Genomic DNA, 24,446 nt, shown 5'->3' on the forward strand with positions numbered 1-24,446 from the left:
TTTCCTTATTTGAAGAGCGGTCTGTTATTTGAATAAAGGTCTGCGATTTGAATAGCCATGTGACCGTATCATGCGTGGCTTATACTCGTCATACTTCAAGTTGCAGGTGTGTTGGCTGCGTTCGTTCACCCGAATCACTTACCTGAGTAAGCTCATCGGGATGAAATGAGAGACATCCTGTCTCTCACCAGAGGCCAGCCTTTGGCTGGTCAAATTCGTTCCCGACGAATTTTTCACTCTCTTGCCGCGTGACAAGGCTCATTATGAGCCTTGCCCTGACGGGCCAACGCGTTGCGTTGTTCAACACGCAATGCGTGTTGTCCTGCAACTCGAATTATTTTGGGTATATTGATTATTAACCGGAAGCCGTACAGGCACAAATCCCCGGTTGCCGTTCTGAGGGTATCGCACCCGGCGGTTTGGCATAGCAACCACTATCAGCGATAATAGCGGTTTAGCCAGAAGGAATACTCAAACACGATGCGTTACCCGATTAACGAAATGTTCCAGACCCTGCAGGGCGAAGGTTTTTTTACCGGCGTCCCGGCGGTATTTATCCGTCTACAGGGATGTCCGGTGGGGTGTAGCTGGTGTGACACCAAACATACCTGGGAACGGTTGCCGGATCGGCAGATCCCGCTGGCGGATATTCTGGTGAAAAGCGGGGAGAGCGATGCCTGGAGCCATTCCAGCAGTGAGGAACTGTTGCAGCAAATGAGGCTACAGGGATACAGCGCCAGACACATCGTGATTACCGGCGGAGAGCCTTGCATCCATGACCTGATGCCGTTGACGCAAGCGCTGGAGCTGCAGGGGTTCAGCACTCAGATTGAAACCAGCGGTACGCATGAGGTGCGCTGCTCGTCGGCCTGTTGGGTAACGGTTTCTCCTAAGGTGAATATGCGCGGTGGTCTGGCAGTGCTGGATCAGGCTTTGCAGCGGGCAGATGAAATCAAGCATCCGGTGGCGCGTGAGCGGGATATCGAGGCGTTGGATGCGTTGCTGGCAAGGCTGGATGACGATAAGCCGCGGGTTGTGGCCTTACAGCCGATTAGCCAGAAGGACGACGCCACCCGGCTGTGCATTGAAACCTGCATCGCCCGCAACTGGCGCTTATCGATGCAGACTCACAAATACCTCAATATTGCCTGACGGCGCGGTTATCTGATAGCGGCGCTGGCCGCCGACTCAGTCGTTTTCGCCGCGGTAGACGCAACCTGCGGTGCAGGTTTCCTTAACGGTCACTGCGCTCAGCAAAGGCAGCGTCGGTTTGAGTTGCTGCCAGATCCAGCGCGCCAGCACTTCGCTGGTGGGGTTTTCCAGTCCCGGAATATCATTCAGATAGTGATGATCCAACTGCTCCCAGGTGGGTTTAAACGCCGCTTTTAACTCGGCGAAATCCATCACCCAGCCGGTATAGGGATCGACCTCACCGGTAATCTCCAGACGCACCATGAACGAATGGCCATGCAGGCGTCCGCATTTATGACCATCGGGTACATGGGGAAGTCGGTGTGCGGCTTCGAACTGGAAGTCTTTAAACAGTGTGGTTGGCATGGTGATGCTCTCATGTCATTCAAAAACCGTCGCATACTACCGGAAAGTGCGGTGTGACGCACGTATCCTGACAACCAGACTGTTCTTTTGGTCAGTATCCCGGGCTGGCGACCTGCTCCGTCGATCGGTTACTCCGCGAGTTCAACAATCGCATCGGGGCTCCAGCCAACGGGTAACGGCGATGGGCGTTGCAGCGTCATCTTGTGCCAGGTTAAGTCGCTCACGCCGCCTTGTGCCGCCAGCTCATCGATCGCTTGCTGGAATAACGCCGTATCGGGGGTAATGCCATCAGCCGAGGGGTGACAGGCGCGAATAAGAGCGTGATTACGTCATACCCGTCACGCCTGACGCGTGATGTGTGTTTCATCACATTTTTACCCCTTGGGGCGAATTCACACGGCATCACCTGCGGATTGTATTTTATTATGTTAAATAAACGTGAATCAGATCGCACAATCGATCCATCGTGGGCCGTGGGCTGTGAAGCAAGGGTATAGCGGAAAATAAACATCAAAATAATCAATGCAGTAAATTGTGATCCATAACACTTAAAGCAATAAGTGTTATCAAAAAAACTATTTAGTCGTTTTGGTTATTAAATATTTCCATCATGTCTTTAATTGTTCAGATAGGGATGGTTACCTTATATCCTATCTCGCTTTCTATTTCATGAAATTGGCTATAGCGGCAACCCGGCATCAGCGTCCGTGGCCAGAACAAGGATACCGACACCACAATGACAACTCCGGCTTTTCCGACTCCGCAGCTCCCGTTGAGCGTGGAGCAACTTTCGCGTCTTCAGGCCGCGACCGGTGATCTTTCTCCGACGCAACTGGCCTGGCTGTCCGGCTATTTCTGGGGCGTAGTTCAACAACAGCCCGGCGTGCTTGCCGCACCGGCAGCCGTGACGTCAACGGCAGACGCCGCGCCGCCGGCAACCATCACGCTGATTTCCGCCTCTCAGACCGGCAACGCCCGCCGAGTGGCGGAGCAGGTTCGTGACGAGCTGTCGGCCGCCGGCTTGCCGGTGACGCTGGTGAATGCCGGCGACTACAAATTCAAGCAGATTGCACAGGAAAAACTGCTGTTGATCGTCACCTCGACGCAGGGCGAGGGCGAACCGCCGGAAGAGGCGGTAGCGCTGCATAAATTCCTGTTCTCGAAGAAAGCACCGGCACTGACGGGTGTGACATTTGCGGTATTTGGCCTGGGCGATACGTCTTATGAGTTCTTCAGCAAGGCCGGTAAGGACTTTGATGGTCGTCTGGCTGAATTGGGGGCTGAACGCCTGCTGGATCGCGTCGATGCCGATGTAGAGTTTCAACCGTTGGCGGAACAGTGGCGTCGTCAGGTGGTTGAGGCGTTGAAGGTGCGTTTTGCCGGCCAGACGGCGGTGGCGGTGCAGAGCGTCGCCAGCGGCAAGGCCAACGCGACGGGCACCGCCAGCTCGTACCATAAGGATGCGCCCTATACCGCTTCGTTATTGACCAATCAGAAAATTACCGGTCGCAACTCCGAGAAAGATGTCCGTCATATCGAGATCGATTTGGGGGATTCCGGTCTGCATTATCAGCCGGGCGATGCGCTTGGCGTCTGGTATGAGAATTCCCCGGCGTTGGTGCAGGAACTGTTGGCGCTGTTGTGGCTGAAAGGCGATGAGCCAGTGGTGGTCGGCGGCGAAACCCTGCCGTTGGCCGAAGCGCTGCAACGTCATTTTGAACTGACGCAGAATACGGCGCCGATCGTCGCCAACTATGCGGCGTTGTCGCGTAATGAGGCGCTGCTTGGGCTGGTGGCGGATAAATCCGCCCTGCAACAGTACGCCCAACGTACGCCGCTGGTGGATATGGTGCGTGAAGCGCCGACGGAACTGACGCCGGAGCAGCTCACCGGCTTATTGCGCCCGCTGACGCCTCGCCTCTATTCCATCGCTTCCTCACCAGAGGATGTCGGCAGCGAAGTCCATATTACCGTTGGTGTCGTTCGTTATGAATATGAAGGCCGTGCGCGTAGCGGCGGCGCATCGGGCTATCTGGCGGATCGTCTGGAAGAGGATGGCGACGTTCGCGTATTCATTGAACACAATGATAATTTCCGCCTGCCGGCTAACCCGGAAACACCGGTGATCATGATTGGTCCGGGTACCGGTATCGCTCCGTTCCGTGCGTTTATGCAGCAGCGAGAAGCCGAGGGTGCCGGCGGTAAAAACTGGTTGTTCTTCGGCAATCCCCACTTTACCGAAGATTTCCTCTATCAGGTGGAATGGCAACGTTACGTGAAAGACGGGCTGTTGACGCAGATCGATCTCGCCTGGTCGCGCGATCAGGCTCATAAGATCTACGTGCAGGACAAGATCCGTGAAAAAGGCGCGGAAGTATGGCGCTGGATTCAGGACGGCGCCCATATTTATGTGTGCGGCGATGCCAACCGCATGGCAAAAGACGTCGAACAGGCGTTGCTGGCTGTTGCGGTTGAACATGGCGGTATGGATGCCGAACAGGCGGATGAGTTTTTAAGCGAGCTGCGTCTTGAGCGGCGTTATCAGAGAGATGTGTACTAATGAGCGAAAGATATTCTGGTCCGCTGGTGGTCGAAGGCAAGCTGGCGGATGCCGAACGCATGAAGCAGGAAAGCCATTACCTGCGCGGCACCATTACGGACGATTTGAACGACGGTCTGACCGGCGGCTTTAACGGCGATAACTTCCTGCTGATTCGTTTTCACGGCATGTACCAGCAGGATGACCGCGATATTCGTGCCGAACGTGCCGAACAGAAGCTGGAGCCGCGCCACGCTATGATGCTGCGCTGCCGTCTGCCGGGCGGCGTCATGACGCCGCAGCAGTGGCTTGCTATCGACAGGTTTGCCGGCGAAAAAACACTCTACGGCAGCATTCGTATCACTAACCGCCAGACGTTTCAGTTTCATGGCATTCTGAAAGGCGAGCTGAAGTCCGTCCACCAACTGTTGCATGAGGTGGGGCTGGATGCGTTGGCCACCGCCAATGACGTTAACCGCAACGTGTTGTGTACGTCTAATCCGGTGGAGTCGGAACTGCATCAGCAGGCGTATGAGTGGGCGAAGAAAATCTCCGAACACTTGCTGCCGCGTACGCGTGCTTACGCCGAAGTGTGGCTGGATAAGGAAAAGGTCGCGACCACCGATGAAGAGCCGATTCTGGGGCCGACCTATCTGCCGCGTAAGTTTAAGACGACGGTGGTGATCCCGCCGCAGAACGATGTGGACCTGCACGCCAACGATTTGAACTTTGTCGCCATTTCAGATAACGGCCAACTGGTGGGATTTAACGTGCTGGTGGGCGGCGGTCTTTCCATCGCGCATGGCGACAAGACCACTTATCCGCGCACGGCCAGTGAGTTGGGGTACATTCCATTAGCACAGACGCTGGCGGTGGCCGAAGCGGTGGTCACCACCCAGCGTGATTGGGGCAACCGTACCAATCGTAAAAACGCCAAGACCAAATACACGCTGGAGCGGGTAGGGGTCGACACCTTTAAACAGGAAGTCGAGCGTCGCGCCGGTATTACCTTTGAAACCGTGCGGCCGTATGCGTTTACCGGTCGGGGCGATCGCATCGGCTGGGTGAAAGGGATCGATAATAAATGGCACCTGACCCTGTTCATTGAGAATGGCCGCCTTCTGGATTACCCAGGGCGCCCGTTGAAAACCGGCATGGCGGAAATCGCCAAAATCCATAAAGGTGATTTCCGGCTTACCGCTAACCAGAACTTGATCGTGGCCGGTGTTGCGACGCGCGACAAAGCCAAAATCGAGGCGCTGGCGCGTCAGTACGGCCTGATCGATGATAGCGTCACCGAACAGCGACAGAACTCGATGGCCTGCGTATCGCTGCCGACTTGCCCGCTGGCGATGGCGGAAGCGGAGCGCTTCCTGCCGGAGTTCGTCACCCTGGTGGAAGGGATTATGCACAAGCACGGTGTGGGCGATGATCACATCGTGTTGCGTGTGACGGGATGCCCCAACGGTTGCGGACGGGCGATGCTGGCGGAAATCGGTCTGGTGGGGAAAGCCATCGGCCGTTACAACCTGCATATCGGCGGTAATCGTGAGGGGACGCGCATTCCGCGCATGTACCGCGAGAACATTACCGAAAAAGAGATCCTGACGGAGATTGACCAACTGGTCGCGCGTTGGGCCGGTGAACGTCACGGCGGCGAAGGCTTCGGCGATTTTGCTATCCGTGTCGGTATCGTTAAGCCGGTACTGGATCCCGCTATTGATTTTTACGACTGATAGGAGACGCTGATGTCAATGCTGAATCTGGAGTTGCTGCGCGACTTGCCCGAACCGGAGCAGACCGCTGCGCTGGCGGAGATTAATCAACAGCTGGACAGTCTGTCTGCCGAGGCGCGAGTCAGCTGGGCACTGGAAAATTTGCCCGGTGAGTTCGTGTTATCTTCCAGTTTCGGCATTCAGGCCGCGGTGTGTCTGCATTTGGTTACCCGGCAACGCCCGGATATTCCGGTCATCCTCACCGATACCGGCTATCTGTTTGCGGAAACCTATCAGTTCATCGATCAATTGACCGAACAGCTGAACCTTAACCTGCGGGTTTACCGTGCTGCATTGTCTCCTGCCTGGCAGGAGGCGCGCTACGGTAAACTGTGGGAGCAAGGGGTGGAAGGGATTGAACAGTACAACCAGATCAATAAAGTCGAACCGATGAACCGGGCGTTGCAAGAGTTACAGGCCGGCACCTGGTTTGCCGGGCTGCGTCGTGAACAGTCGGGCAGTCGCGGATCGTTGCCGGTGCTGGCGGTTCAGCGTGGCGTATTCAAGTTTTTGCCGATTATCGATTGGGATAACCGTACGGTGTACCAATACCTGAAAGCCAATGGACTGAGCTACCACCCGCTATGGGAACAAGGTTATTTGTCGGTCGGCGATACCCACACCACCCGTAAATGGGAACCGGGTATGAGCGAGGAAGAAACCCGTTTCTTCGGCCTGAAACGCGAATGCGGGCTGCATGAGGGTTGATTCTTCAGAAAACGTGCATAAGGCTCAAACGGTTTACCAATCATGTCGCTATAGCGTGACTCGTTGTTGAATGTTGCTGGTAGCTTAGCTCGCTACCAGTGCATGATATGCTCTACGAGCGATGTTCCCGTCTGCCAATGCAGACTCAGGCGAACGCGAAGTGTAAAAATCGTCATGAAAACCGTTATTAAGCGTTTTTATTCTTTCACGCGCAGTTTGTTATTCCATTACGGAACTAATCATACTAATTCGGCATTTCATAACCTTTCTCTTCACGTTTTATAGTCGCGTTATAAATTTTTTAGCTTAGTAAAGGCATCTGTGAACTATCTCCCTTTATTCGCCGATCTTCGCAAACGCCCCGTGCTGGTGGTTGGCGGCGGTGAAGTGGCGACTCGCAAAATTGATTTGTTGCAACGGGCCGGGGCGGATGTCCGGGTGGCGGCACGGTCGTTGTGTGAGCCGCTTCATGCGCGATATCAGGCTGGGCAACTGGCATGGGTAGCGCAGGATTTTTCGCCTGCGCTGTTGGATAACGTATTTCTGGTGATAGCGGCGACGGACGACGGGGCGTTGAATGCCACGGTCTTCGAGGAAGCGAATCGACGCCAGTTGCTGGTTAACGTGGTGGATGATCAGCCCAAATGCTCATTTATTTTCCCGTCGCTGATTGACCGCTCGCCGTTGGTGGTTGCGATTTCGTCCGGCGGTCAGGCACCGGTACTGGCGCGCTTATTACGTGAAAAGCTGGAAGCGTTGTTGCCTGCCCGCTTGGGGCTGATGGCGGAGCTGGCCGGAAAATGGCGTGGTCGCATTAAGCAGCGGCTGGCATCGGTAACGGAGCGGCGTCGTTTTTGGGAGCGTATTTTTAGCGGCCGCTTTTCCAGTCTGGTTGCCGCCGGTCAACTGGCTCAGGCCGAACAGGAACTGGCGCAACAACTGGCGCAGCCTGATGCCCGACAGGGCGAGGTCGCGCTGGTCGGCGCAGGTCCCGGCGATGCCGGTTTGCTGACATTACGCGGTTTGCAGGTGATCCAGCAGGCGGATGTGGTGCTTTACGATCATCTGGTCAGTAATGATGTGCTGGATCTGGTGCGTCGTGATGCGGAGCGGATTTGTGTCGGGAAGCGCGCCAGCGCGCACCTGCTGCCGCAAGAGGACATTAATGCGCTGTTGGTGAAGCTGGCGCAGGAAGGGAAACGGGTGGTGCGGCTGAAGGGCGGCGATCCCTTTATTTTTGGGCGCGGTGGAGAAGAACTGCAGCAGGTGGCGCAGGCGGGGATTCCGTTTCAGGTGGTGCCGGGTATTACTGCCGCCGCAGGCGCTACGGCGTATGCCGGTATTCCGCTGACGCACCGGGATTACGCACAGAGCGTGATATTCATCACCGGGCATTGTCGGCCGGATGGCGACGCGCTGGATTGGTCGACGTTGGCGCGTGGCCGGCAGACATTGGCTATCTATATGGGGACGGTGAAATCGGCGGAAATCAGCCAACAGCTGATCGCACATGGCCGGGCGCCGGATACACCGGTCGCGGTCATCGGTCGCGGTACGCGGCAGGATCAGGTGGTGCTGACCGGAACACTGGCGGAGCTGGAATCTCTGGCACAACAGGCTCCGACGCCGGCACTGTTGGTGATTGGCGAAGTGGTGAATTTGCATCAACACATCGCCTGGTTTGGTGAACAAGCGCGGATGACGCCGACTGATGGGCGTTCGGCCGTGGTGAATCTGGCTTAAGGTTAAGGTTATGGACGAGAAAAGACTCACGCATTTAAAACAGCTTGAAGCAGAAAGTATTCACATCATTCGCGAGGTGGCGGCCGAATTCAGTAACCCGGTGATGTTGTATTCCATCGGCAAAGATTCCTCCGTGATGCTGCACCTTGCTCGCAAGGCGTTTTTTCCAGGGACGCTGCCGTTTCCGCTCTTGCATGTCGATACCGGCTGGAAATTCCGCGAAATGTACGAATTCCGTGATCGTACCGCCAAAGCCTATGGTTGCGAGCTGCTGGTGCATCAGAACCCGGAAGGCGTCGCGATGGGAATCAACCCGTTTGTACATGGCAGCGCTAAACATACCGACATCATGAAAACCGAAGGGTTGAAACAGGCGCTGGACAAGTACGGTTTTGATGCGGCGTTTGGTGGAGCCCGCCGTGACGAGGAAAAATCTCGCGCTAAAGAGCGAATCTACTCTTTCCGCGATCGCGCTCATCGTTGGGATCCGAAAAATCAGCGCCCGGAGCTATGGAGCAACTATAACGGCCAGATTAACAAGTGGGAAAGCATCCGCGTGTTCCCGCTGTCCAACTGGACCGAACTGGATATCTGGCAGTACATCTATCTGGAAAATATCGATATTGTGCCGCTGTATCTGGCTGCCGAACGTCCGGTGCTTGAGCGTGACGGTATGCTGTTGATGGTGGATGATGACCGCATCGACCTGCAACCGGGCGAAGTGATTGCCAGGCGCATGGTGCGTTTTCGTACGCTCGGCTGCTGGCCGCTGACCGGCGCGGTGGAGTCACAGGCGCAGACGTTGCCGGAAATTATTGAAGAGATGTTGGTATCCACTACCAGCGAGCGTCAGGGACGGGTTATTGACCGAGATCAGGCCGGCTCCATGGAGCTGAAAAAGCGTCAAGGGTACTTCTGAGGAATCGTCAAATGAATCATAGTATTGCAAAACAGATTGCCGAGCAGGGCGGGGTTGAAGCGTATCTTCATGCACAGCAGAACAAAAGCCTGCTGCGTTTTCTGACCTGCGGCAGCGTTGACGATGGCAAAAGCACTCTAATTGGCCGACTGCTGCACGATACTCGCCAGATTTACGAAGATCAGCTTTCGACGCTGCACAATGACAGTAAACGTCTCGGTACGCAGGGCGAAAAGCTTGATCTGGCATTGCTGGTGGATGGCTTGCAGGCCGAGCGTGAACAAGGCATCACTATTGATGTGGCTTACCGCTATTTTTCCACTGAGAAACGCAAGTTCATCATCGCGGATACGCCGGGGCATGAGCAGTACACCCGGAATATGGCGACCGGCGCTTCTACCTGCGAGCTGGCGATTCTGTTGATCGATGCGCGCAAAGGCGTATTGGATCAGACTCGCCGCCACAGTTTTATTGCTACGCTGTTGGGCATTCGCCATCTGGTGGTGGCGGTCAACAAGATGGATCTGGTGGAGTATCAGCAGGCGGTCTTTGACCAGTTCAAACGCGATTATCTGGATTTCGCCGGCCAGTTACCGGCGGATTTGGATATCACCTTTGTGCCGATTTCCGCTCTCGATGGCGATAACGTGGCGACGCCGAGCTCGACCATGAGTTGGTATCATGGCCCGACGTTGCTGGAGGTGCTGGAAACGGTCAATGTTTCTGCCCGCAGCCTGAGCCAGCCAATGCGTTTCCCGGTGCAGTATGTTAACCGCCCGAATCTGGATTTTCGTGGGTATGCCGGTACGGTGGCGTCAGGCACGGTACAGGTCGGGCAGCGAGTGAAGGTGCTGCCGTCCGGGGTGGAATCCAGCGTGAGTCGTATCGTCACCTTTGATGGCGACTTACAGCAAGCGCAGGCTGGCGAAGCGGTGACGCTGGTATTGTCCAGCGAGGTCGACATCAGCCGCGGTGATTTGCTGGTCGGCAGCGAGGAAACACTGCAGTCGGTGCGCAGCGCGAAAGTGGATGTAGTCTGGATGGCGGAGCAACCGCTGGTGGCGGGACGCAGTTACGACATTAAGATTGCAGGCAAGAAAACCCGCGCCCGGGTAGAAAACATCGATTATCAAGTGGACATCAATACGTTGACTCAGCGTGTGACCGAATCGCTGCCGCTTAACGGCATTGGTCTGGTCGAGCTGGTCTTTGATGAACCGCTGGTGCTGGATAAGTATCAGCACAACCCCGTTACCGGCGGTATGATTTTTATCGACCGTTTGAGCAATGTGACGGTAGGCGCTGGATTGGTACGTGAGCCACTCGGGCAGGAGATAGCGGATGCCGGCAATTACAGTGCGTTTGAGTTGGAACTGAATGCATTGATTCGTCGCCATTTCCCGCATTGGGGCGCGCGTGACCTGTTGGGAGGAAAATAACGTGGCGCACACGCATTCTCAACCGGTCGATGACAATGTGGTATGGCATGATCATGCCGTCACGCGTGAAGACCGCGAACGGCAGCATGGGCATCGGGGCGTGGTGGTATGGTTCACCGGGTTGTCGGGCTCAGGCAAGTCTACTCTGGCCGGCGCGCTGGAGCAGGCGCTGTTTACACGGGGTGTCAGCACCTATTTGCTGGATGGCGACAACGTTCGGCATGGTTTGTGCCGGGATTTGGGATTCAGCGATGACGACCGGCGTGAGAACATTCGCCGGGTAGGTGAAGTTGCCCGGTTGATGGTCGATGCGGGGCTGGTTGTATTAACGGCGTTTATCTCTCCGCACCGCGCTGAACGACAGATGGTCCGCGAACTGCTTGATCAGGGACAGTTTCTTGAAGTGTTCGTCGATACGCCGCTGGCTATTTGTGAAGCCCGCGACCCTAAAGGTCTCTACCGGAAAGCACGGGCCGGAGAACTACGTAATTTTACCGGTATCGATGCGGTTTATGAGTCGCCGGAGCAGCCTGAATTGCATCTTGACGGCCAACAATTGGTAACAAATTTAGTCGACGAATTATTAGATATGTTGCATGGTCGAGCTATCATCTAAGCCTCAGCCTGCCCTTTGCCGACACCGTAAGGGCGTATTTGCATAGTGCGTATTTGCATGAGTGATATGTTGAGCGCCGTCGGTTGTCGGTGAAGGTGAAGGTGGTGAAGGTATAGTTTTCTGGCCAACGGTTACCCTGTCATGGGGTAAGCAGGAACGATGATGCAGAGCGTGACGCCATTATCTGATCGCAGTACACAAACCGGTCATGATGAGGAGGAGGAAGAGATTTCCTCCGCTTCTTACAGCCCGTTGGTAGGCGCAGTGGCTGGTTTTTGCTTTTACTGGCTGGCTTTTTCCCTTCCTTTCATGTTCTACGGTTTGAATTCCACGCTGTTGTTAATGCTCTATACCTGGCCTTTCTTTCTGGCATTGATGCCGCTGTCGGTACTGATCGGGATGTTGTTTCGCGTTTTGTTGCCGAATCATGCGGTGTGGATGATGCTCTGCTGTGCGGTCAGTATTCCAGGCTTGTTCTGGCTGGTTTTCCTGCTGATCACCGGGTGGTAGCGGCGCAGGCAACCGCGACCCGGCATAATATCGATTTCAGACTGTTTACGTCCTTGATAAAACCATTTCTATGAGTGAATAACTTTATCCGTCGCGAGTTAAATCCGCTGTTATCCGGTTATATCCGTTTTTTCCCGTCATTAGGTAGAGGCCGCTTGTTGTCGGAGGTGGAGTCCTGACAAAAGTTATGGGATGATTAGGCGGCTTTTCAGGGGGCTGGATGGGAAAACTTTCGCTATTATTGTTGATTATCCTCGGTTGGTTGCAGTATTCGCTCTGGCTGGGGAAAAATGGTGTTCATGACTATGTGCGGGTGAAGGATGACGTGGCAGTGCAGCAGGCCAACAACGTCAAACTGAAATCCCGTAACGAACAGCTGTTCGCGGAAATCGACGATCTCAACGGTGGTCAGGAAGCCATTGAGGAGCGGGCACGCAACGAGCTGGGCATGACCAAACCGGGTGAAAGTTTTTATCGTTTGGTGGCCGATCAGGCGGATCGCCGTGCCGGCGCCCACTTATCACCTGCATCGCCTTCCCCCACGTCTTCCACTTCATCATCGATGTCTCGCTAGGTATGTCTACCTCAAATCATGCGTTGGCTGAGGTGGTCGCTGTTCTGCCGGCGGCTGGTAACGGCAGCCGGATGCAGAGCGACCGCCCCAAACAGTATCTTTCCATCAGTAATAAAACCATTCTCGAACATACGGTTGCGGCGTTGTTGCGCCACCCGCGTATTCATCGGGTTGTTATCGCCATCAGTGCCGATGATCCCTATTTTTCGGCGTTGCCGTTGGCTTCGGATCCCCGTATTCAGGTGGTGACCGGTGGTCGGCAGCGCGCCGACTCGGTGTTGGCCGGGTTGCAGCATATACGGCAGGCTGATTGGGTGTTGGTTCATGATGCCGCCCGGCCTTGTTTACATCAGGATGACCTGTCGCGGCTGTTGCTGCTGACCGGGCAGAGTGAAGTGGGCGGCATTTTGGCGGCGCCGGTACGTGATACCATGAAGCGAAGCCGTGATGGGCGGATTGACCATACGGTGGAGAGAGAAGCGCTGTGGCATGCTCTGACGCCGCAATTATTCCCACTGGCGCTGTTACGGGAGTCTCTGGCGCGTGCGTTGCGTGAGGGGGCAACCATTACCGATGAAGCCTCCGCGCTGGAATATTGCGGCTATCGACCGCAGATTGTTCCGGGGCGCGCAGACAATATCAAAGTCACGCGCCCGGAAGATCTGGCCCTGGCGGAGTTTTATTTGACCCGCAGCCCGGATCATGATTAACACGATAATAAAGGAGCCTGAGTGATGCGTATCGGTCACGGTTTTGATGTGCATAAATTTGGCGGCGAAGGCCCGCTGGTGATCGGTGGGGTACGTATTCCCTATGAGCGCGGTTTACTGGCGCATTCCGATGGTGATGTTGTGCTGCATGCCGTCACTGACGCACTGCTGGGCGCCGCGGCGATGGGCGATATCGGAAAACTGTTTCCCGACACCGACCCGGCGTATCGCGGCATCGACAGTCGCGAGCTTTTGCGTGAGGCCTGGCGCCGCATCAGCGATAAAGGCTACCAACTGGGCAATCTCGATGTCACTATCATTGCTCAGGCGCCCAAAATGGCGCCGCATATCCCGCAAATGCGCGTCAACATTGCCGAAGATCTGCAATCGCATATGGATGACGTCAATGTTAAAGCCACCACGACGGAGCAGTTAGGCTTCACCGGGCGTGGCGAGGGGATCGCCTGTGAAGCGGTGGTGCTACTGGTGCGGGGTGACGCCGCCGGAGTTGTGGCATGGTGATGGCGTGTGAATCACTGTTCTGGCTGCATGGTGAACCTGTCGCTACGGGAATACTCAAGGCATCGCCGGATGACTTCTTCGTTGCCGAAGATTTGGGGTTTACCGCAGACGGTGACGGCGAACATGTGCTGGTGCGCCTGCGCAAACGAGGATGCAATACGTCCTTTGTGGCGGAAGCGCTGGCGAAGTTCGCCGGGATCCCGGCACGTTCCGTCAGTTATGCCGGGTTGAAGGATCGGCATGCCGTTACCGAACAGTGGTTTTGTCTTCATTTGCCGGGAAAAGTGGACCCGGAGTGGTCGGCATTTGCGCTGGAAGGGTGTGAAATCCTTGAAGCGCAGCGCCATCGCCGTAAACTGCGTATTGGCGCGTTACGCGGCAACCATTTCAGGTTGGTGCTGCGTGAGATTAGCAACCGGCCTGATGTTGAAAGCCGTCTGGCCTTAATTGCAGCCAGAGGCGTGCCTAATTATTTCGGCAGTCAGCGTTTTGGTCATGATGGCAATAATCTGGAACAGGCCCGGCGTTGGGCGAGTAACGAGATTCGTGTTAAAGAGCGTAGTAAGCGAAGCTTCTATCTTTCCGCTGTTCGCAGTGAGCTATTTAACCAGATAGCCAGTGCCCGTCTGGCGACGTATGGCGCAACGCAGGTCTTAACGGGCGACGCGCTGCAACTGACTGGTCGCGGCAGTTGGTTCGTGGTTAAACCGGACGAACTGGACGACGTACAATCGCGTGTAGACGTACAATCGCGTGTAAATGCCGGCGAGTTACAGATTACCGCTGCATTACCCGGGCAGGGGGAACCGGGCGTGCAAGCACAGGCACTGGCGTTTGAGCAGTTGTGTCTGCAGGAGCAATCGCTGTTGCTGTCATTGCTGACGCGCGAACGGGTGGAGAGCGCACGCCGCGCCATCATGCTGTATCCGCAAGAGATGCACTGGTCATGGCAGGATGACGCTACGCTTGCGTTACACTTCTGGTTGCCTGCTGGATGCTTTGCTACCAGCGTGGTGCGAGAGTTACTGCTTCCTGTTGCGCAGGAAAACACCGGGTCATAATGGTCGTTTTTTCGGTTTCAAATGCGTAAGTTATCCTGAAATGGACGGTCGGTTTTCTTTGCTATCGGAGGACGGAGCGAGTTGATGAGCAGGGCTAACGCTGGAGCTGGCAAGGGATGGTGAACAAACGCGTGCAAACACTGCTGACACAGCTTCGCCAGCAGGGTATTCAGGATGAACGTCTGTTGCAGGCGATGGTTTCGGTTCCTCGTGAGCGTTTTGTTGACGAGGCTTTCGAGCATAAAGCCTATGATAATGTCGCGTTGCCGATTGGCTCCGGACAAACCATTTCCCAACCTTATACCGTTGCCAGAATGACCGAATTACTGCGGCTGACGACAGAATCCCGAGTGTTGGAAATCGGCACCGGTTCCGGTTATCAGACCGCGATACTGGCGCATCTGGTGAGGCATGTCTTTTCGGTGGAGCGCATTAAGGGCCTGCAATGGCAGGCTAAACGGCGTCTCAAGCAGTTGGATCTGCATAATGTCTCCACTCGCCATGGCGACGGCTGGCAAGGCTGGTCGTCTAAAGGTCCGTTCGATGCGATCATTGTCACCGCCGCACCGCCTGAGATCCCCTCAGCCCTGATGGCGCAACTGGATGAGGGCGGCATTATGGTGTTGCCGGTGGGCGAGCAGCAGCAAACATTGCAGGTGGTTGTGCATCGCAATAGCGAATTTATTATCCAGACAGTAGAAACGGTTCGGTTTGTTCCGCTGGTCAAAGGGGAACTGGCTTGATACCGTTGCACTCGCATTAGCGTATTCAGCAGTAAAAACGTCTGTCTTTAAAATTTCAATACAACTGTCTTATGGTGATAACGGATTGATATTGATAGGCTGTGTCCCGTCGTTGTCCGTGTCTTAACCCTGTTGGTACGGCATGGCCGCCAGACAGCACTGTGCGGGTATCGCCTGTTTGTATCGACGACCAACATGAACGGTGGCTATTGTTTATTGCTCCGTTGCACATGATCGCCAGCCTTCATCAGGGTATCCCGAGCGAGTCACGTCGGGGCCGGACAGATTTCGTCATTTTTGGTTATAGGGGGAATTTGGCGCATGGGAAGCCAAATCGTTAACTGGCGTCAGATCGCTGTGTGTTCGGTTATTACTCTGGGACTGGCTGGTTGTGCAAACGACAATAATCAGTCAGCCCCGATCAGCAGCGTGGGAGGTAACGGCGAGGGAAGCCGTTCAGGCAGTACGGCCACCTATTCACCACCGCCGCGAATCTCCAGCATGGGAAGCGTCAGCAATAATACGCAGCCCGTTCCTTCAGCGAGCGCCAGTCAAACGGCGAGTGGGGCGCCAATCACCACTCATGAAGGGAAAATCGTCTATAACCGCAGTTATAACAGCATCCCCAAAGGGAGTTATACCGGCAATACCTACACGGTAAAACGTGGCGATACGTTGTTCTATATCGCCTGGATTACCGGTAATGATTATCGCGAGCTGGCGCAACGCAACAATATTCAGGAACCGTATAGTCTGAATGTCGGTCAGTCGCTGAGCCTCGGCAGTAATATGAACGCCGGGGGGAACACGCAAGGTATGGCGATTGCCAGTGCGCCGTCGGTGTCCACTCCTGTCGCCAGCAACCCGGCCAACAGCGGCCATATGTTGCCTGAGAATACCGCCAAAGCCTCTGGCGGCGGTCGCATGCTGTCGGGCAATAATAATGCAAATAGCAGCGGCCATATGCTGCCGGCCAACGCCGCCGCGGCTGGTGCCGTATCGGCATCGTCCCCGACACAAATGCAAACTGCGCAGGTTGATTCTCAACCAACTAATGCGTATTCTGAGGATTCGGGTAAACAGAATGCGGGCGGTAAGATGCTGCCTGCGGCAGGGGCGGCAGCTACGCTTCCTGCTACCGAACCGACGCAAACCAACACGGCAATTGCCAGTTGGCGTTGGCCTACAGATGGGAAAGTCATAGATAGTTTCTCAGCCTCAGAGGGGGGAAATAAAGGGATTGATATCGCCGGCTCACGTGGGCAATCCGTCGTCGCTACCGCTTCCGGGCGCGTAGTGTATGCGGGTAACGCGTTACGCGGTTACGGTAATCTGATAATCATCAAACATAATGATGATTACCTGAGCGCCTATGCCCATAACGAAACCATGCTGGTCCGGGAACAACAAGAGGTAAAGGCGGGTCAACAAATCGCTACCATGGGTAGCACCGGAACCAGTTCAGTACGCTTGCATTTTGAAATTCGTTACAAGGGGAAATCCGTAAACCCGCTGCGTTTCCTTCCGCAGCGATAAATCGGGCAGAGTATTTCGGTATTCTGCCATGGGATCACGGGTAGGAGCCACTTATGAGCCAAAATACGCTGAAAGTTAACGAGTTACATGAAGATGCTGAATTTGATGAGAATGGAGTCGACGTTTTTGACGACAAAGCGCTGGCAGAGGAAGAAACCGGCGATAGCGATCTACTCGATGAGGAATTGCTCTCGCAAGGAACTGCACAGCGTGTGCTGGATGCTACTCAGCTCTATTTGGGAGAGATCGGCTACTCACCTCTTCTGACGGCGGAAGAAGAAGTCTATTTTGCCCGTCGGGCGCTACGCGGCGATCTCTCCTCTCGCCGCCGTATGATTGAGAGTAACCTGCGGCTGGTGGTGAAGATCGCCCGCCGCTACAACAATCGAGGGCTGGCGTTGCTGGACTTGATTGAAGAAGGGAACCTCGGCCTGATCCGTGCCGTTGAGAAATTTGACCCTGAACGTGGGTTCCGTTTTTCAACATATGCCACCTGGTGGATCCGTCAGACCATTGAACGGGCCATCATGAACCAGACGCGTACTATTCGTTTACCTATCCATATCGTTAAAGAACTCAATGTCTATCTGCGTACTGCGCGTGAGCTTTCTCACAAGCTTGACCACGAGCCGAGTGCGGAAGAGATTGCCGAACGGTTGGATAAACCGGTGGATGACGTAAACCGTATGCTGCGTCTTAACGAGCGCATCACATCGGTAGATACGCCGCTGGGAGGCGATTCGGAAAAAGCGTTGCTGGATATTCTGGCCGATGAGAAGGATAACGGCCCGGAAGACACCACTCAGGATAACGATATGAAACAGAATATCGTTAAGTGGTTGTTTGAACTGAACGCTAAACAGCGCGAGGTACTGGCTCGCCGTTTCGGTCTGTTGGGATATGAGGCAGCGACGCTGGAAGATGTCGGTCGTGAAATAGGTCTGACCCGCGAACGGGTTCGCCAGATTCAGGTAGAAGGGTTGCGTCGTCTGCGTGAAATTCTGCAGGTACAAGGTCTGGACATCGAAGAACTGTTCCGCGAGTAACTCGTACAATAATTAACATGGCACAAAAAAATGGTGGGTTGCCCCACCATTTTTTATATCTGCAATACGGCCTGTGTTATCGGGCGCACTGAGATAACAAGAATTCGACGATATCGCCGGCTTTGATCATCTCTTTTTCGCCTTTACGACGGTGCTTGTATTCGATCTCGTCATTATCCAGATTGCGATCGCCGATCACGATGGTGTGCGGAATACCGATCAGCTCCATGTCCGCAAACATCACCCCAGGACGTTCCTTACGATCATCCAGTAATACATCGATACCGTTAGCGCGTAACTGCTGGTAAATCCCCTCGGCCACTTCCTGCACGCGGAAGGATTTATGCATGTTCATCGGCAGAATCGCTACCTGGAACGGCGCAATCGCATCAGGCCAGATAATACCGCGGTCATCGTGGTTCTGCTCAATGGCGGCGGCAATCACACGTGTGACGCCGATACCGTAGCACCCCATGGTCAGGATCTGGTTGCGGCCATCTTCACCTTGTACCGTTGCTTTTAACGCTTCAGAGTATTTTTTACCCAGTTGGAAGATATGACCTACTTCAATACCGCGTTTGATGAGCAGCGTGCCTTTACCGTCCGGGCTGCGATCGCCTTCTACCACATTACGGATATCCGCAACCTGCGGCAGCGCGACGTCACGTTCCCAGTTGATGCCGAAATAATGTTTTCCATCGATATTGGCACCGGCGCTGAAATCGCTCATTACCGCCACGGTCCGGTCAATAATAACCGGCACCGGTATGTTGACCGGTCCCAGAGAGCCTGGGCCTGCTTTCACAATCGCACGGATTTCATCCTCAGTCGCAAAAGTCAGTGGGCTGGCAACCTGCTCCAGTTTTTCCGCTTTGACTTCGTTCAGCTCGTGATCGCCGCGTACCAGCAGGGCAACCAGTTTATGGCCGCTTTCTTCGGTCGCTTTCACCAGCAACGTCTTCACGGTTTTTTCCACCGGCAGGTTGAACTGTGCGACCAGCTCTGCAATCGTTTTGGCGTTAGGGGTATCCACCAACGTCATGGATTGGGTCGGCGCGCTTAAGCTATGTTCAGGAGCGACAGCTTCCGCCAGCTCGATATTGGCGGCGTAATCCGATTCCGTGGAGAATACGATATCGTCTTCGCCACTGCTGGCCAGTACCTGGAATTCGTGCGATGCATTGCCGCCGATTGAACCGGTATCCGCCTGTACCGGACGGAAATCCAGGTCCATACGGCTGAAAATCTTGCTGTAAGCCGCGAACATCGCATCATACGTCACCTGCAGGGATTCCTGCGTGGTATGGAACGAATAGGCATCTTTCATCAGGAATTCGCGGGCACGCATGACACCAAAACGCGGACGAACTTCATCACGGAACTTGGTCTGGATCTGATAGAAATTCAGCGGCAACTGCTTGTATGAGCTGATTTCGTTACGGATCAAATCAGTAATCACTTCTTCATGCGTTGGGCCGAGCACAAAAGGGCGGTCGCCACGGTCAACAAAGCGCAGCAGTTCCGGGCCATATTGTTCCCAGCGGCCGCTTTCCTGCCATAGGTCGGCGGGTTGAACCACCGGCATTGAAATTTCGATGGCGCCGGCGTTATTCATTTCTTCACGCACGATGTTTTCGACTTTTTTCAGCACCCGCAAACCGGTCGGCAACCAGGTATAAAGGCCGGAAGCCAGTTTACGAATCATCCCGGCACGCAGCATCAACTGATGGCTGATGACTTCGGCATCGGCAGGCGTCTCCTTCAGCGTGGAGAGCATGTATTGACTTGTACGCATGATTTTGAGTTCCGTCAGAACAAATAAATAGCATTAACCACAATGTGGTTCAGGCAGAAAAAGTGGTTTAGTTTACCAGTGCGGGCCGTTCCCCAAAAGGCGCTGCCGTGTTTTTTAACCGATATCGAGGCTGATGACTTCCGTTTGCCCGTTGATTACGCGCCATTTAACATTGAATTCCAGTAGCCGGGCGGCATAAACCTTGGCGTCGTCTTCCCCTTTGCGATAAGCCGGTCGGGGGTCCTGGGCCAAAACCTGAGTAATGAAACGTTGTAAATTAGGGTGGCATTGTTGTTGTTCCATCAACTGTTGCTCTGCTAATGCGGAAAAACAGACGGGCATATCGGCGGCAGGGGCTAACTGTGCGAAACCCGCACGAGCTTGAGGGTGACTTTCCGCAAACGGTAAATACGGTTTGATATCGATGATGGGGGTACCATCCACCAGATCCAGACTGCCCAGCTCCAGTATCACGCTATCTCTCACCGTATGTATTGCCTTAAGTTCAACCAGCGACATACCTATCGGATTCGGGCGAAACGTCGAGCGGGTGGCGAATACGCCCATACGTGTATTACCGCCTAAACGGGGAGGTCTGACGGTCGGCCGCCAGCCTGCGGAGGCTGTCTGGTGAAAAACGAACAACAGCCACAGGTGGCTGAAGTCTTCGAGCCCGCGTACGGCTTCGGGTTGGTTGTAAGGTGAGAGAAGATGTAATTCTCCACCGCCATCCTTAATCAGACCGGGTTGCCGGGGAACGGCAAATTTTTCTTTGTAAGGTGAACGGATAACGCCGATCTGATTAAAGCAAAATTGACTCATTGCGCGGAAACTTTCAGTGCGGTGCCCTGACAAACGGCCTGACGGTAGCATCCCGCCACATTGCTGACGACTTGGCAGTCATGCAACAGTACGGCATTGGCTTTCATGGCGGTAGCGCGGTTCTGCATCTTTCTGCGGGCGGATGGAATACTGGGAGGTGTATCCTGCGCGCTGGATTGACAGGAGGAGCCCGATACTTCACCCATATCACGGAATGGTTTGCCTACCAGTTCTTCTGCACTTTTATACAGCACGGCTGGTGCCGGATGCGCAACCGGCTTCGGCTTCGGCGGCGGTTCAACAACTGCCGGGGGCTGAGGTTGCGGGGCCGGTGCCGCAGGTTTGTGCAGCAGGGAACATCCTGTTAGCGAAAACGCTAGCAGTAGAACAGGTACAGCACGCATAAATTTTCCTCTGGCTTGGATAAAGTGCGATTATTGAAGCAAGCTATACAGAAAATAACAAGACGGGCAGATGCCCGTCTTGACTCTCTTTTGATGCAATAAAGTAAGTATTAACTTACCAGCCTTTCACCGCACCACCGTTAAATACCTTCAGTGCAGCCTGATTTACCTCGTCAGACTGGTAAGCTTTGACAAATTTTTTCACATTTTCTGCGTCTTTGTTGTCTTCACGAGCAACCAGCAGGTTAACGTACGGTGAGTCTTTTTCTTCCACAAACAAACCGTCTTTGGTCGGCGTCAGGTTAATCTGACTGGCGTAGGTGGTGTTGATGATGGCCAGAGCAATCTGATCGTCGTCCAGAGAGCGTGGCAACTGCGGCGCTTCCAGCTCAACCAGTTTCAGGTTTTTCTGGTTTTCAGTGACATCCAGTACGGTTGGCAGCAGGCCAACGTTGTCTTTCAGTTTGATCAGGCCAACTTTCTGCAGCAGCAGCAGCGAACGTCCCAGATTCGTCGGGTCGTTAGGCAGGGCGACTTGGGCGCCGTTCTGCAACTCGGTCAGCGATTTGATTTTCTTGGAGTAACCCGCGATCGGATACACGAACGTGTTGCCGACGGAAACCAGCTTGTAGCCGCGATCTTTGATTTGCTGGTCGAGATACGGTTTGTGCTGGAAGGCATTCAGGTCGATATCGCCTTTGCTCAGCGCTTCGTTCGGCAGCACGTAATCATTAAAGGTCACCAGCTCAACATCCAGGCCGTATTTTTCTTTAGCCACTTTCTGCGCCACTTCAGCTACCTGCTGCTCGGCACCAACGATTACGCCGACTTTAATGTGGTTAGGGTTCTTCTGCTCCTGACCGCATCCTGCCAGCGCCAGTGCACCAATTAACGCCCCAACCGCTGCGAGAGATTTCAATTTAATTGCCATTTTTTACCTCTGTGTAATGTTTTAACCTGCACTGAAGAATGATAGGCGCGATGATAAACCCATTATTTATGGGTAACCGCGCGTACTGCTCTGTCGCCAAAGAATTGAATCAGATAAACCAGAACCACCAGCAGAACCAGTACGGTATTCATCACGGTGGCGTTATAACCGACATAGCCGTACTGATAACCAATCTGCCCTAAACCACCAGCACCGACGGCTCCGCCCATGGCTGAATAGCCTACCAGTGTAATCAATGTAATAGTGGCGGCATTGATCAGGCCGGGAAGAGCCTCTGGTAGCAGAATTTTGCGGATAATCTGCAATGGCGTGGCGCCCATAGCGCGTGCCGCTTCGATTAAACCGGTTGGAATCTCCAGCAGGGCATTTTCTACCATACGAGCGATAAACGGTGCAGCACCCACCGTCAACGGTACGATGGCTGCCTGTAAGCCAATCGCGGTTCCGACAATGATTCGGGTAAACGGAATCATCCACACCAATAAAATAATGAAGGGAATTGAGCGGAAGATGTTTACCAACGCGGAAATACTGCTGTAGAGCTTGGGATTAGCGATAATCTGCCCGGGCCGGGTGATATACAGCAGCACGCCGATAGGCAAACCCAGCACAAAGCCGAAAAAGCCTGACACGAAAGTCATTACCACGGTTTCCCATACTCCGCGGGCAAGCAACCAGATCATGGCTTCAGACATAACCCAATACCTCAATATTCACGTGATGTTGCTGCAGAAAGGCGATAGCTGCCTGAGTGTCGGTTTCTTGCCCGTGCATTTCGGCCAGCATGATGCCGAATTTAACGCCGCCGGCGTAATCCATCTGTGCACTGATAATGTTATTGTTGACGTTGAATTTGCGGGCCACTTCGGACAGTAGTGGTGCATCAACCGACTGACCGGTAAATTCCATGCGTAATATCGGTACGCTATCCTGGCGAGGTGACGTCGACAATCGTTGCTGATAGTCATCCGGAATATCCAGATGCAGGGTAGATTGAATGAACTTTTGCGCCAGTGGCGTTTTAGGGTGTGAGAACACTTCGCTGACTGTATCTTGCTCAATCAGTTTACCGTCGCTGATCACCGCAACCTGATCACAAATGCGTTTAACAACATCCATTTCGTGCGTAATTAGCAGAATGGTCAGCCCCAACCGGCGATTGATGTCTTTCAGTAATTCAAGAATAGAACGGGTGGTGGCTGGGTCCAGCGCACTGGTCGCTTCATCGCATAGCAAGACTTTTGGATTGCTTGCCAGCGCGCGGGCAATCGCAACGCGCTGTTTTTGCCCGCCGGACAGGTTGGCCGGATATGCGTCATGTTTGTCTGATAGCCCAACCAAATCCAGTAGTTGATGGACCCGCTGCTTGATTTCGGAAGCCGGGGTATTGTCCAATTCCAGCGGCAGCGCCACATTGCCAAATACGGTGCGTGAAGATAGCAAATTGAAGTGCTGGAAAATCATGCCGATTTGACGACGAGTATGTGTCAACTGGCTTTCCGACAGGCTCATCAGATCCTTGCCGTCAATAAGTACTTTCCCCTGAGTCGGTCTTTCCAGCAGATTCACGCAACGAATCAGTGTGCTTTTTCCTGCACCTGATGCACCAATTACGCCATAAATCTGACCAGCAGGGACGCGTAATGTCACGTCGTCAAGCGCGGTGACGGCGCGGCTTTTTTGCTGAAAAACCTTTGTAATATTAATTAGTTCAATCATAAGTTTTATCAAAGATGCCGATGGCCGGATTAGAACTCATGATGTTCCGACCCAATGTGGATGGGATGTTAAGGCGTCTAGACGTCTAAGTCAATCAAGAAGCTATCGGTATGGCATCATCTATTGATGATGAAAACATGCGATACTACGCGCAATTTACGCCATCAGGAGCAAAGGTAAGTGGTAAATAGCGTTCCAGCAATTTTTCTCGACCGTGACGGTACTATTAATGTAGACCATGGGTATGTTCATGAAATCGATCAGTTTCAGTTTATCGATGGGGTGATTGAGGCCCTGCATGAGCTTAAAAAAATGGGTTTTGCTCTGGTGCTGGTAACTAACCAGTCAGGAATTGCCAGAGGGAAGTTCACTGAAGATCAGTTCATGCAACTGACCGAGTGGATGGATTGGTCGCTGGCCGATCGGGGTGTCGATCTGGATGGTATTTATTACTGTCCGCATCATCCTGATGCCGGTGAAGGGGAATACCGTCAACAGTGCGATTGCCGTAAACCTCAGCCAGGCATGTTCATCTCTGCGCAACGCCATCTGCATATTGATATGGCGGCTTCCTATATGGTGGGCGACAAAATAGAAGATATGCAGGCGGCGCAGGCGGCAGGCGTAGGCACTAAAGTGTTGGTGAAAACGGGTAAGCCGGTGACTGAAGAAGGTGAAAAACTGGCTGATTGGGTCATTAATAGCCTGGCGGACTTGCCAAAAACGATAAAACAGCGCGCAAAATAATCGTAAGGG

Annotated in this window: 24 protein-coding genes; 17 read left to right on the forward strand and 7 right to left on the reverse strand. The window is 54.0% G+C overall.

Annotated elements, in window-relative coordinates:
- The first annotated feature begins 480 nt into the window (after nucleotides 1-480).
- Nucleotides 481-1,152, forward strand: coding sequence for a 7-carboxy-7-deazaguanine synthase QueE (queE, locus tag DCH402_RS04010; protein ID WP_039999854.1), 672 nt, complete (start codon nucleotides 481-483; stop codon nucleotides 1,150-1,152).
- 36 nt (nucleotides 1,153-1,188) lie between these two features.
- Here the strand turns inward: queE and queD are convergent, their stop codons facing one another.
- Nucleotides 1,189-1,557 carry a 6-carboxytetrahydropterin synthase QueD gene (gene queD / locus DCH402_RS04015; RefSeq protein ID WP_027711056.1) on the reverse strand — a complete coding sequence of 123 codons (369 nt, stop codon included), beginning with the start codon at nucleotides 1,555-1,557 and terminating at the stop codon, nucleotides 1,189-1,191.
- 736 nt (nucleotides 1,558-2,293) lie between these two features.
- On the opposite strand from queD, the gene cysJ reads away from it, so the two are divergent.
- The 15 genes from cysJ to rpoS all read left to right on the forward strand — a co-directional run bounded on the left by cysJ (nucleotide 2,294) and on the right by rpoS (nucleotide 17,998).
- Nucleotides 2,294-4,117: an NADPH-dependent assimilatory sulfite reductase flavoprotein subunit gene (cysJ, locus tag DCH402_RS04020; RefSeq protein ID WP_039999856.1), complete on the forward strand. Its 1,824-nt coding sequence runs from the start codon at nucleotides 2,294-2,296 to the stop codon at nucleotides 4,115-4,117.
- The gene (gene cysI / locus DCH402_RS04025; protein ID WP_039999858.1) at nucleotides 4,117-5,832 is read left to right on the forward strand and encodes an assimilatory sulfite reductase (NADPH) hemoprotein subunit; all 1,716 of its coding nucleotides are present in this window, start codon (nucleotides 4,117-4,119) and stop codon (nucleotides 5,830-5,832) included. The genes cysJ and cysI overlap by 1 nt, the downstream gene beginning before the upstream one ends.
- Before the next feature lie 12 nt (nucleotides 5,833-5,844).
- Entirely contained in the window at nucleotides 5,845-6,579 is a 735-nt protein-coding gene (locus DCH402_RS04030; protein WP_039999860.1) for a phosphoadenylyl-sulfate reductase, read from the forward strand.
- A 321-nt stretch (nucleotides 6,580-6,900) separates the two neighbouring features.
- Entirely contained in the window at nucleotides 6,901-8,322 is a 1,422-nt protein-coding gene (gene cysG, locus DCH402_RS04035; RefSeq protein WP_039999862.1) for a siroheme synthase CysG, read from the forward strand.
- Nucleotides 8,323-8,332: 10 nt separating this feature from the next.
- Entirely contained in the window at nucleotides 8,333-9,241 is a 909-nt protein-coding gene (cysD, locus tag DCH402_RS04040) for a sulfate adenylyltransferase subunit CysD (protein WP_039999864.1), read from the forward strand.
- 11 nt (nucleotides 9,242-9,252) lie between these two features.
- Nucleotides 9,253-10,680: a sulfate adenylyltransferase subunit CysN gene (cysN, locus tag DCH402_RS04045; RefSeq protein ID WP_039999866.1), complete on the forward strand. Its 1,428-nt coding sequence runs from the start codon at nucleotides 9,253-9,255 to the stop codon at nucleotides 10,678-10,680.
- 1 nt (nucleotide 10,681) lies between these two features.
- Complete coding sequence (gene cysC / locus DCH402_RS04050; RefSeq protein ID WP_039999868.1) at nucleotides 10,682-11,296, forward strand: adenylyl-sulfate kinase; 615 nt, start codon at nucleotides 10,682-10,684, stop codon at nucleotides 11,294-11,296.
- Nucleotides 11,297-11,458: 162 nt separating this feature from the next.
- On the forward strand, nucleotides 11,459-11,806 hold the full coding sequence (locus DCH402_RS04055; protein ID WP_039999869.1) for a DUF3561 family protein: 348 nt from the start codon (nucleotides 11,459-11,461) through the stop codon (nucleotides 11,804-11,806).
- A 220-nt stretch (nucleotides 11,807-12,026) separates the two neighbouring features.
- Nucleotides 12,027-12,380 (forward strand): cell division protein FtsB, encoded by a 354-nt coding sequence (gene ftsB / locus DCH402_RS04060; RefSeq protein ID WP_039999871.1) that lies wholly within the window; start codon nucleotides 12,027-12,029, stop codon nucleotides 12,378-12,380.
- A gap of 2 nt (nucleotides 12,381-12,382) precedes the next feature.
- A complete protein-coding gene (gene ispD / locus DCH402_RS04065) occupies nucleotides 12,383-13,090 on the forward strand; it encodes a 2-C-methyl-D-erythritol 4-phosphate cytidylyltransferase (protein ID WP_039999873.1) in 708 nt (235 codons plus the stop codon).
- Nucleotides 13,091-13,114: 24 nt separating this feature from the next.
- Nucleotides 13,115-13,612, forward strand: a complete 498-nt coding sequence (gene ispF / locus DCH402_RS04070; RefSeq protein WP_039999875.1) for a 2-C-methyl-D-erythritol 2,4-cyclodiphosphate synthase — start codon at nucleotides 13,115-13,117, stop codon at nucleotides 13,610-13,612.
- Nucleotides 13,606-14,673 carry a tRNA pseudouridine(13) synthase TruD gene (gene truD, locus DCH402_RS04075; RefSeq protein ID WP_039999877.1) on the forward strand — a complete coding sequence of 356 codons (1,068 nt, stop codon included), beginning with the start codon at nucleotides 13,606-13,608 and terminating at the stop codon, nucleotides 14,671-14,673. The genes ispF and truD overlap by 7 nt, the downstream gene beginning before the upstream one ends.
- 116 nt (nucleotides 14,674-14,789) lie before the next feature.
- Complete coding sequence (locus tag DCH402_RS04080) at nucleotides 14,790-15,416, forward strand: protein-L-isoaspartate(D-aspartate) O-methyltransferase (RefSeq protein ID WP_039999879.1); 627 nt, start codon at nucleotides 14,790-14,792, stop codon at nucleotides 15,414-15,416.
- A gap of 321 nt (nucleotides 15,417-15,737) precedes the next feature.
- On the forward strand, nucleotides 15,738-16,952 hold the full coding sequence (gene nlpD, locus DCH402_RS04085; protein WP_039999881.1) for a murein hydrolase activator NlpD: 1,215 nt from the start codon (nucleotides 15,738-15,740) through the stop codon (nucleotides 16,950-16,952).
- A 53-nt stretch (nucleotides 16,953-17,005) separates the two neighbouring features.
- Nucleotides 17,006-17,998: an RNA polymerase sigma factor RpoS gene (gene rpoS, locus DCH402_RS04090; protein WP_012768599.1), complete on the forward strand. Its 993-nt coding sequence runs from the start codon at nucleotides 17,006-17,008 to the stop codon at nucleotides 17,996-17,998.
- Nucleotides 17,999-18,074: 76 nt separating this feature from the next.
- Here rpoS and proS read toward each other — a convergent pair whose 3' ends face one another.
- The 6 genes from proS to metN all read right to left on the reverse strand — a co-directional run bounded on the left by proS (nucleotide 18,075) and on the right by metN (nucleotide 23,690).
- Nucleotides 18,075-19,793, reverse strand: coding sequence for a proline--tRNA ligase (proS, locus tag DCH402_RS04095; protein ID WP_039999883.1), 1,719 nt, complete (start codon nucleotides 19,791-19,793; stop codon nucleotides 18,075-18,077).
- A gap of 114 nt (nucleotides 19,794-19,907) precedes the next feature.
- A complete protein-coding gene (gene tsaA / locus DCH402_RS04100) occupies nucleotides 19,908-20,615 on the reverse strand; it encodes a tRNA (N6-threonylcarbamoyladenosine(37)-N6)-methyltransferase TrmO (protein ID WP_039999885.1) in 708 nt (235 codons plus the stop codon).
- The gene (gene rcsF / locus DCH402_RS04105; protein ID WP_039999887.1) at nucleotides 20,612-21,019 is read right to left on the reverse strand and encodes an Rcs stress response system protein RcsF; all 408 of its coding nucleotides are present in this window, start codon (nucleotides 21,017-21,019) and stop codon (nucleotides 20,612-20,614) included. Before rcsF ends, tsaA begins: the two co-directional genes overlap by 4 nt.
- A gap of 115 nt (nucleotides 21,020-21,134) precedes the next feature.
- Nucleotides 21,135-21,950 (reverse strand): MetQ/NlpA family lipoprotein, encoded by an 816-nt coding sequence (locus DCH402_RS04110; protein WP_039999888.1) that lies wholly within the window; start codon nucleotides 21,948-21,950, stop codon nucleotides 21,135-21,137.
- A 62-nt stretch (nucleotides 21,951-22,012) separates the two neighbouring features.
- Complete coding sequence (locus DCH402_RS04115; RefSeq protein ID WP_012768604.1) at nucleotides 22,013-22,666, reverse strand: methionine ABC transporter permease MetI; 654 nt, start codon at nucleotides 22,664-22,666, stop codon at nucleotides 22,013-22,015.
- Nucleotides 22,659-23,690 (reverse strand): methionine ABC transporter ATP-binding protein MetN, encoded by a 1,032-nt coding sequence (gene metN / locus DCH402_RS04120; protein ID WP_039999891.1) that lies wholly within the window; start codon nucleotides 23,688-23,690, stop codon nucleotides 22,659-22,661. Before metN ends, DCH402_RS04115 begins: the two co-directional genes overlap by 8 nt.
- A gap of 180 nt (nucleotides 23,691-23,870) precedes the next feature.
- Between metN and gmhB the strand changes: the two genes are divergently transcribed.
- Nucleotides 23,871-24,437 (forward strand): D-glycero-beta-D-manno-heptose 1,7-bisphosphate 7-phosphatase, encoded by a 567-nt coding sequence (gene gmhB, locus DCH402_RS04125; protein WP_012768606.1) that lies wholly within the window; start codon nucleotides 23,871-23,873, stop codon nucleotides 24,435-24,437.
- Nucleotides 24,438-24,446: the final 9 nt, after the last annotated feature.

The sequence above is a fragment of the Dickeya chrysanthemi NCPPB 402 genome, from assembly GCF_000406105.1.
GTDB classification, from domain to species: Bacteria; Pseudomonadota; Gammaproteobacteria; order Enterobacterales; family Enterobacteriaceae; genus Dickeya; species Dickeya chrysanthemi.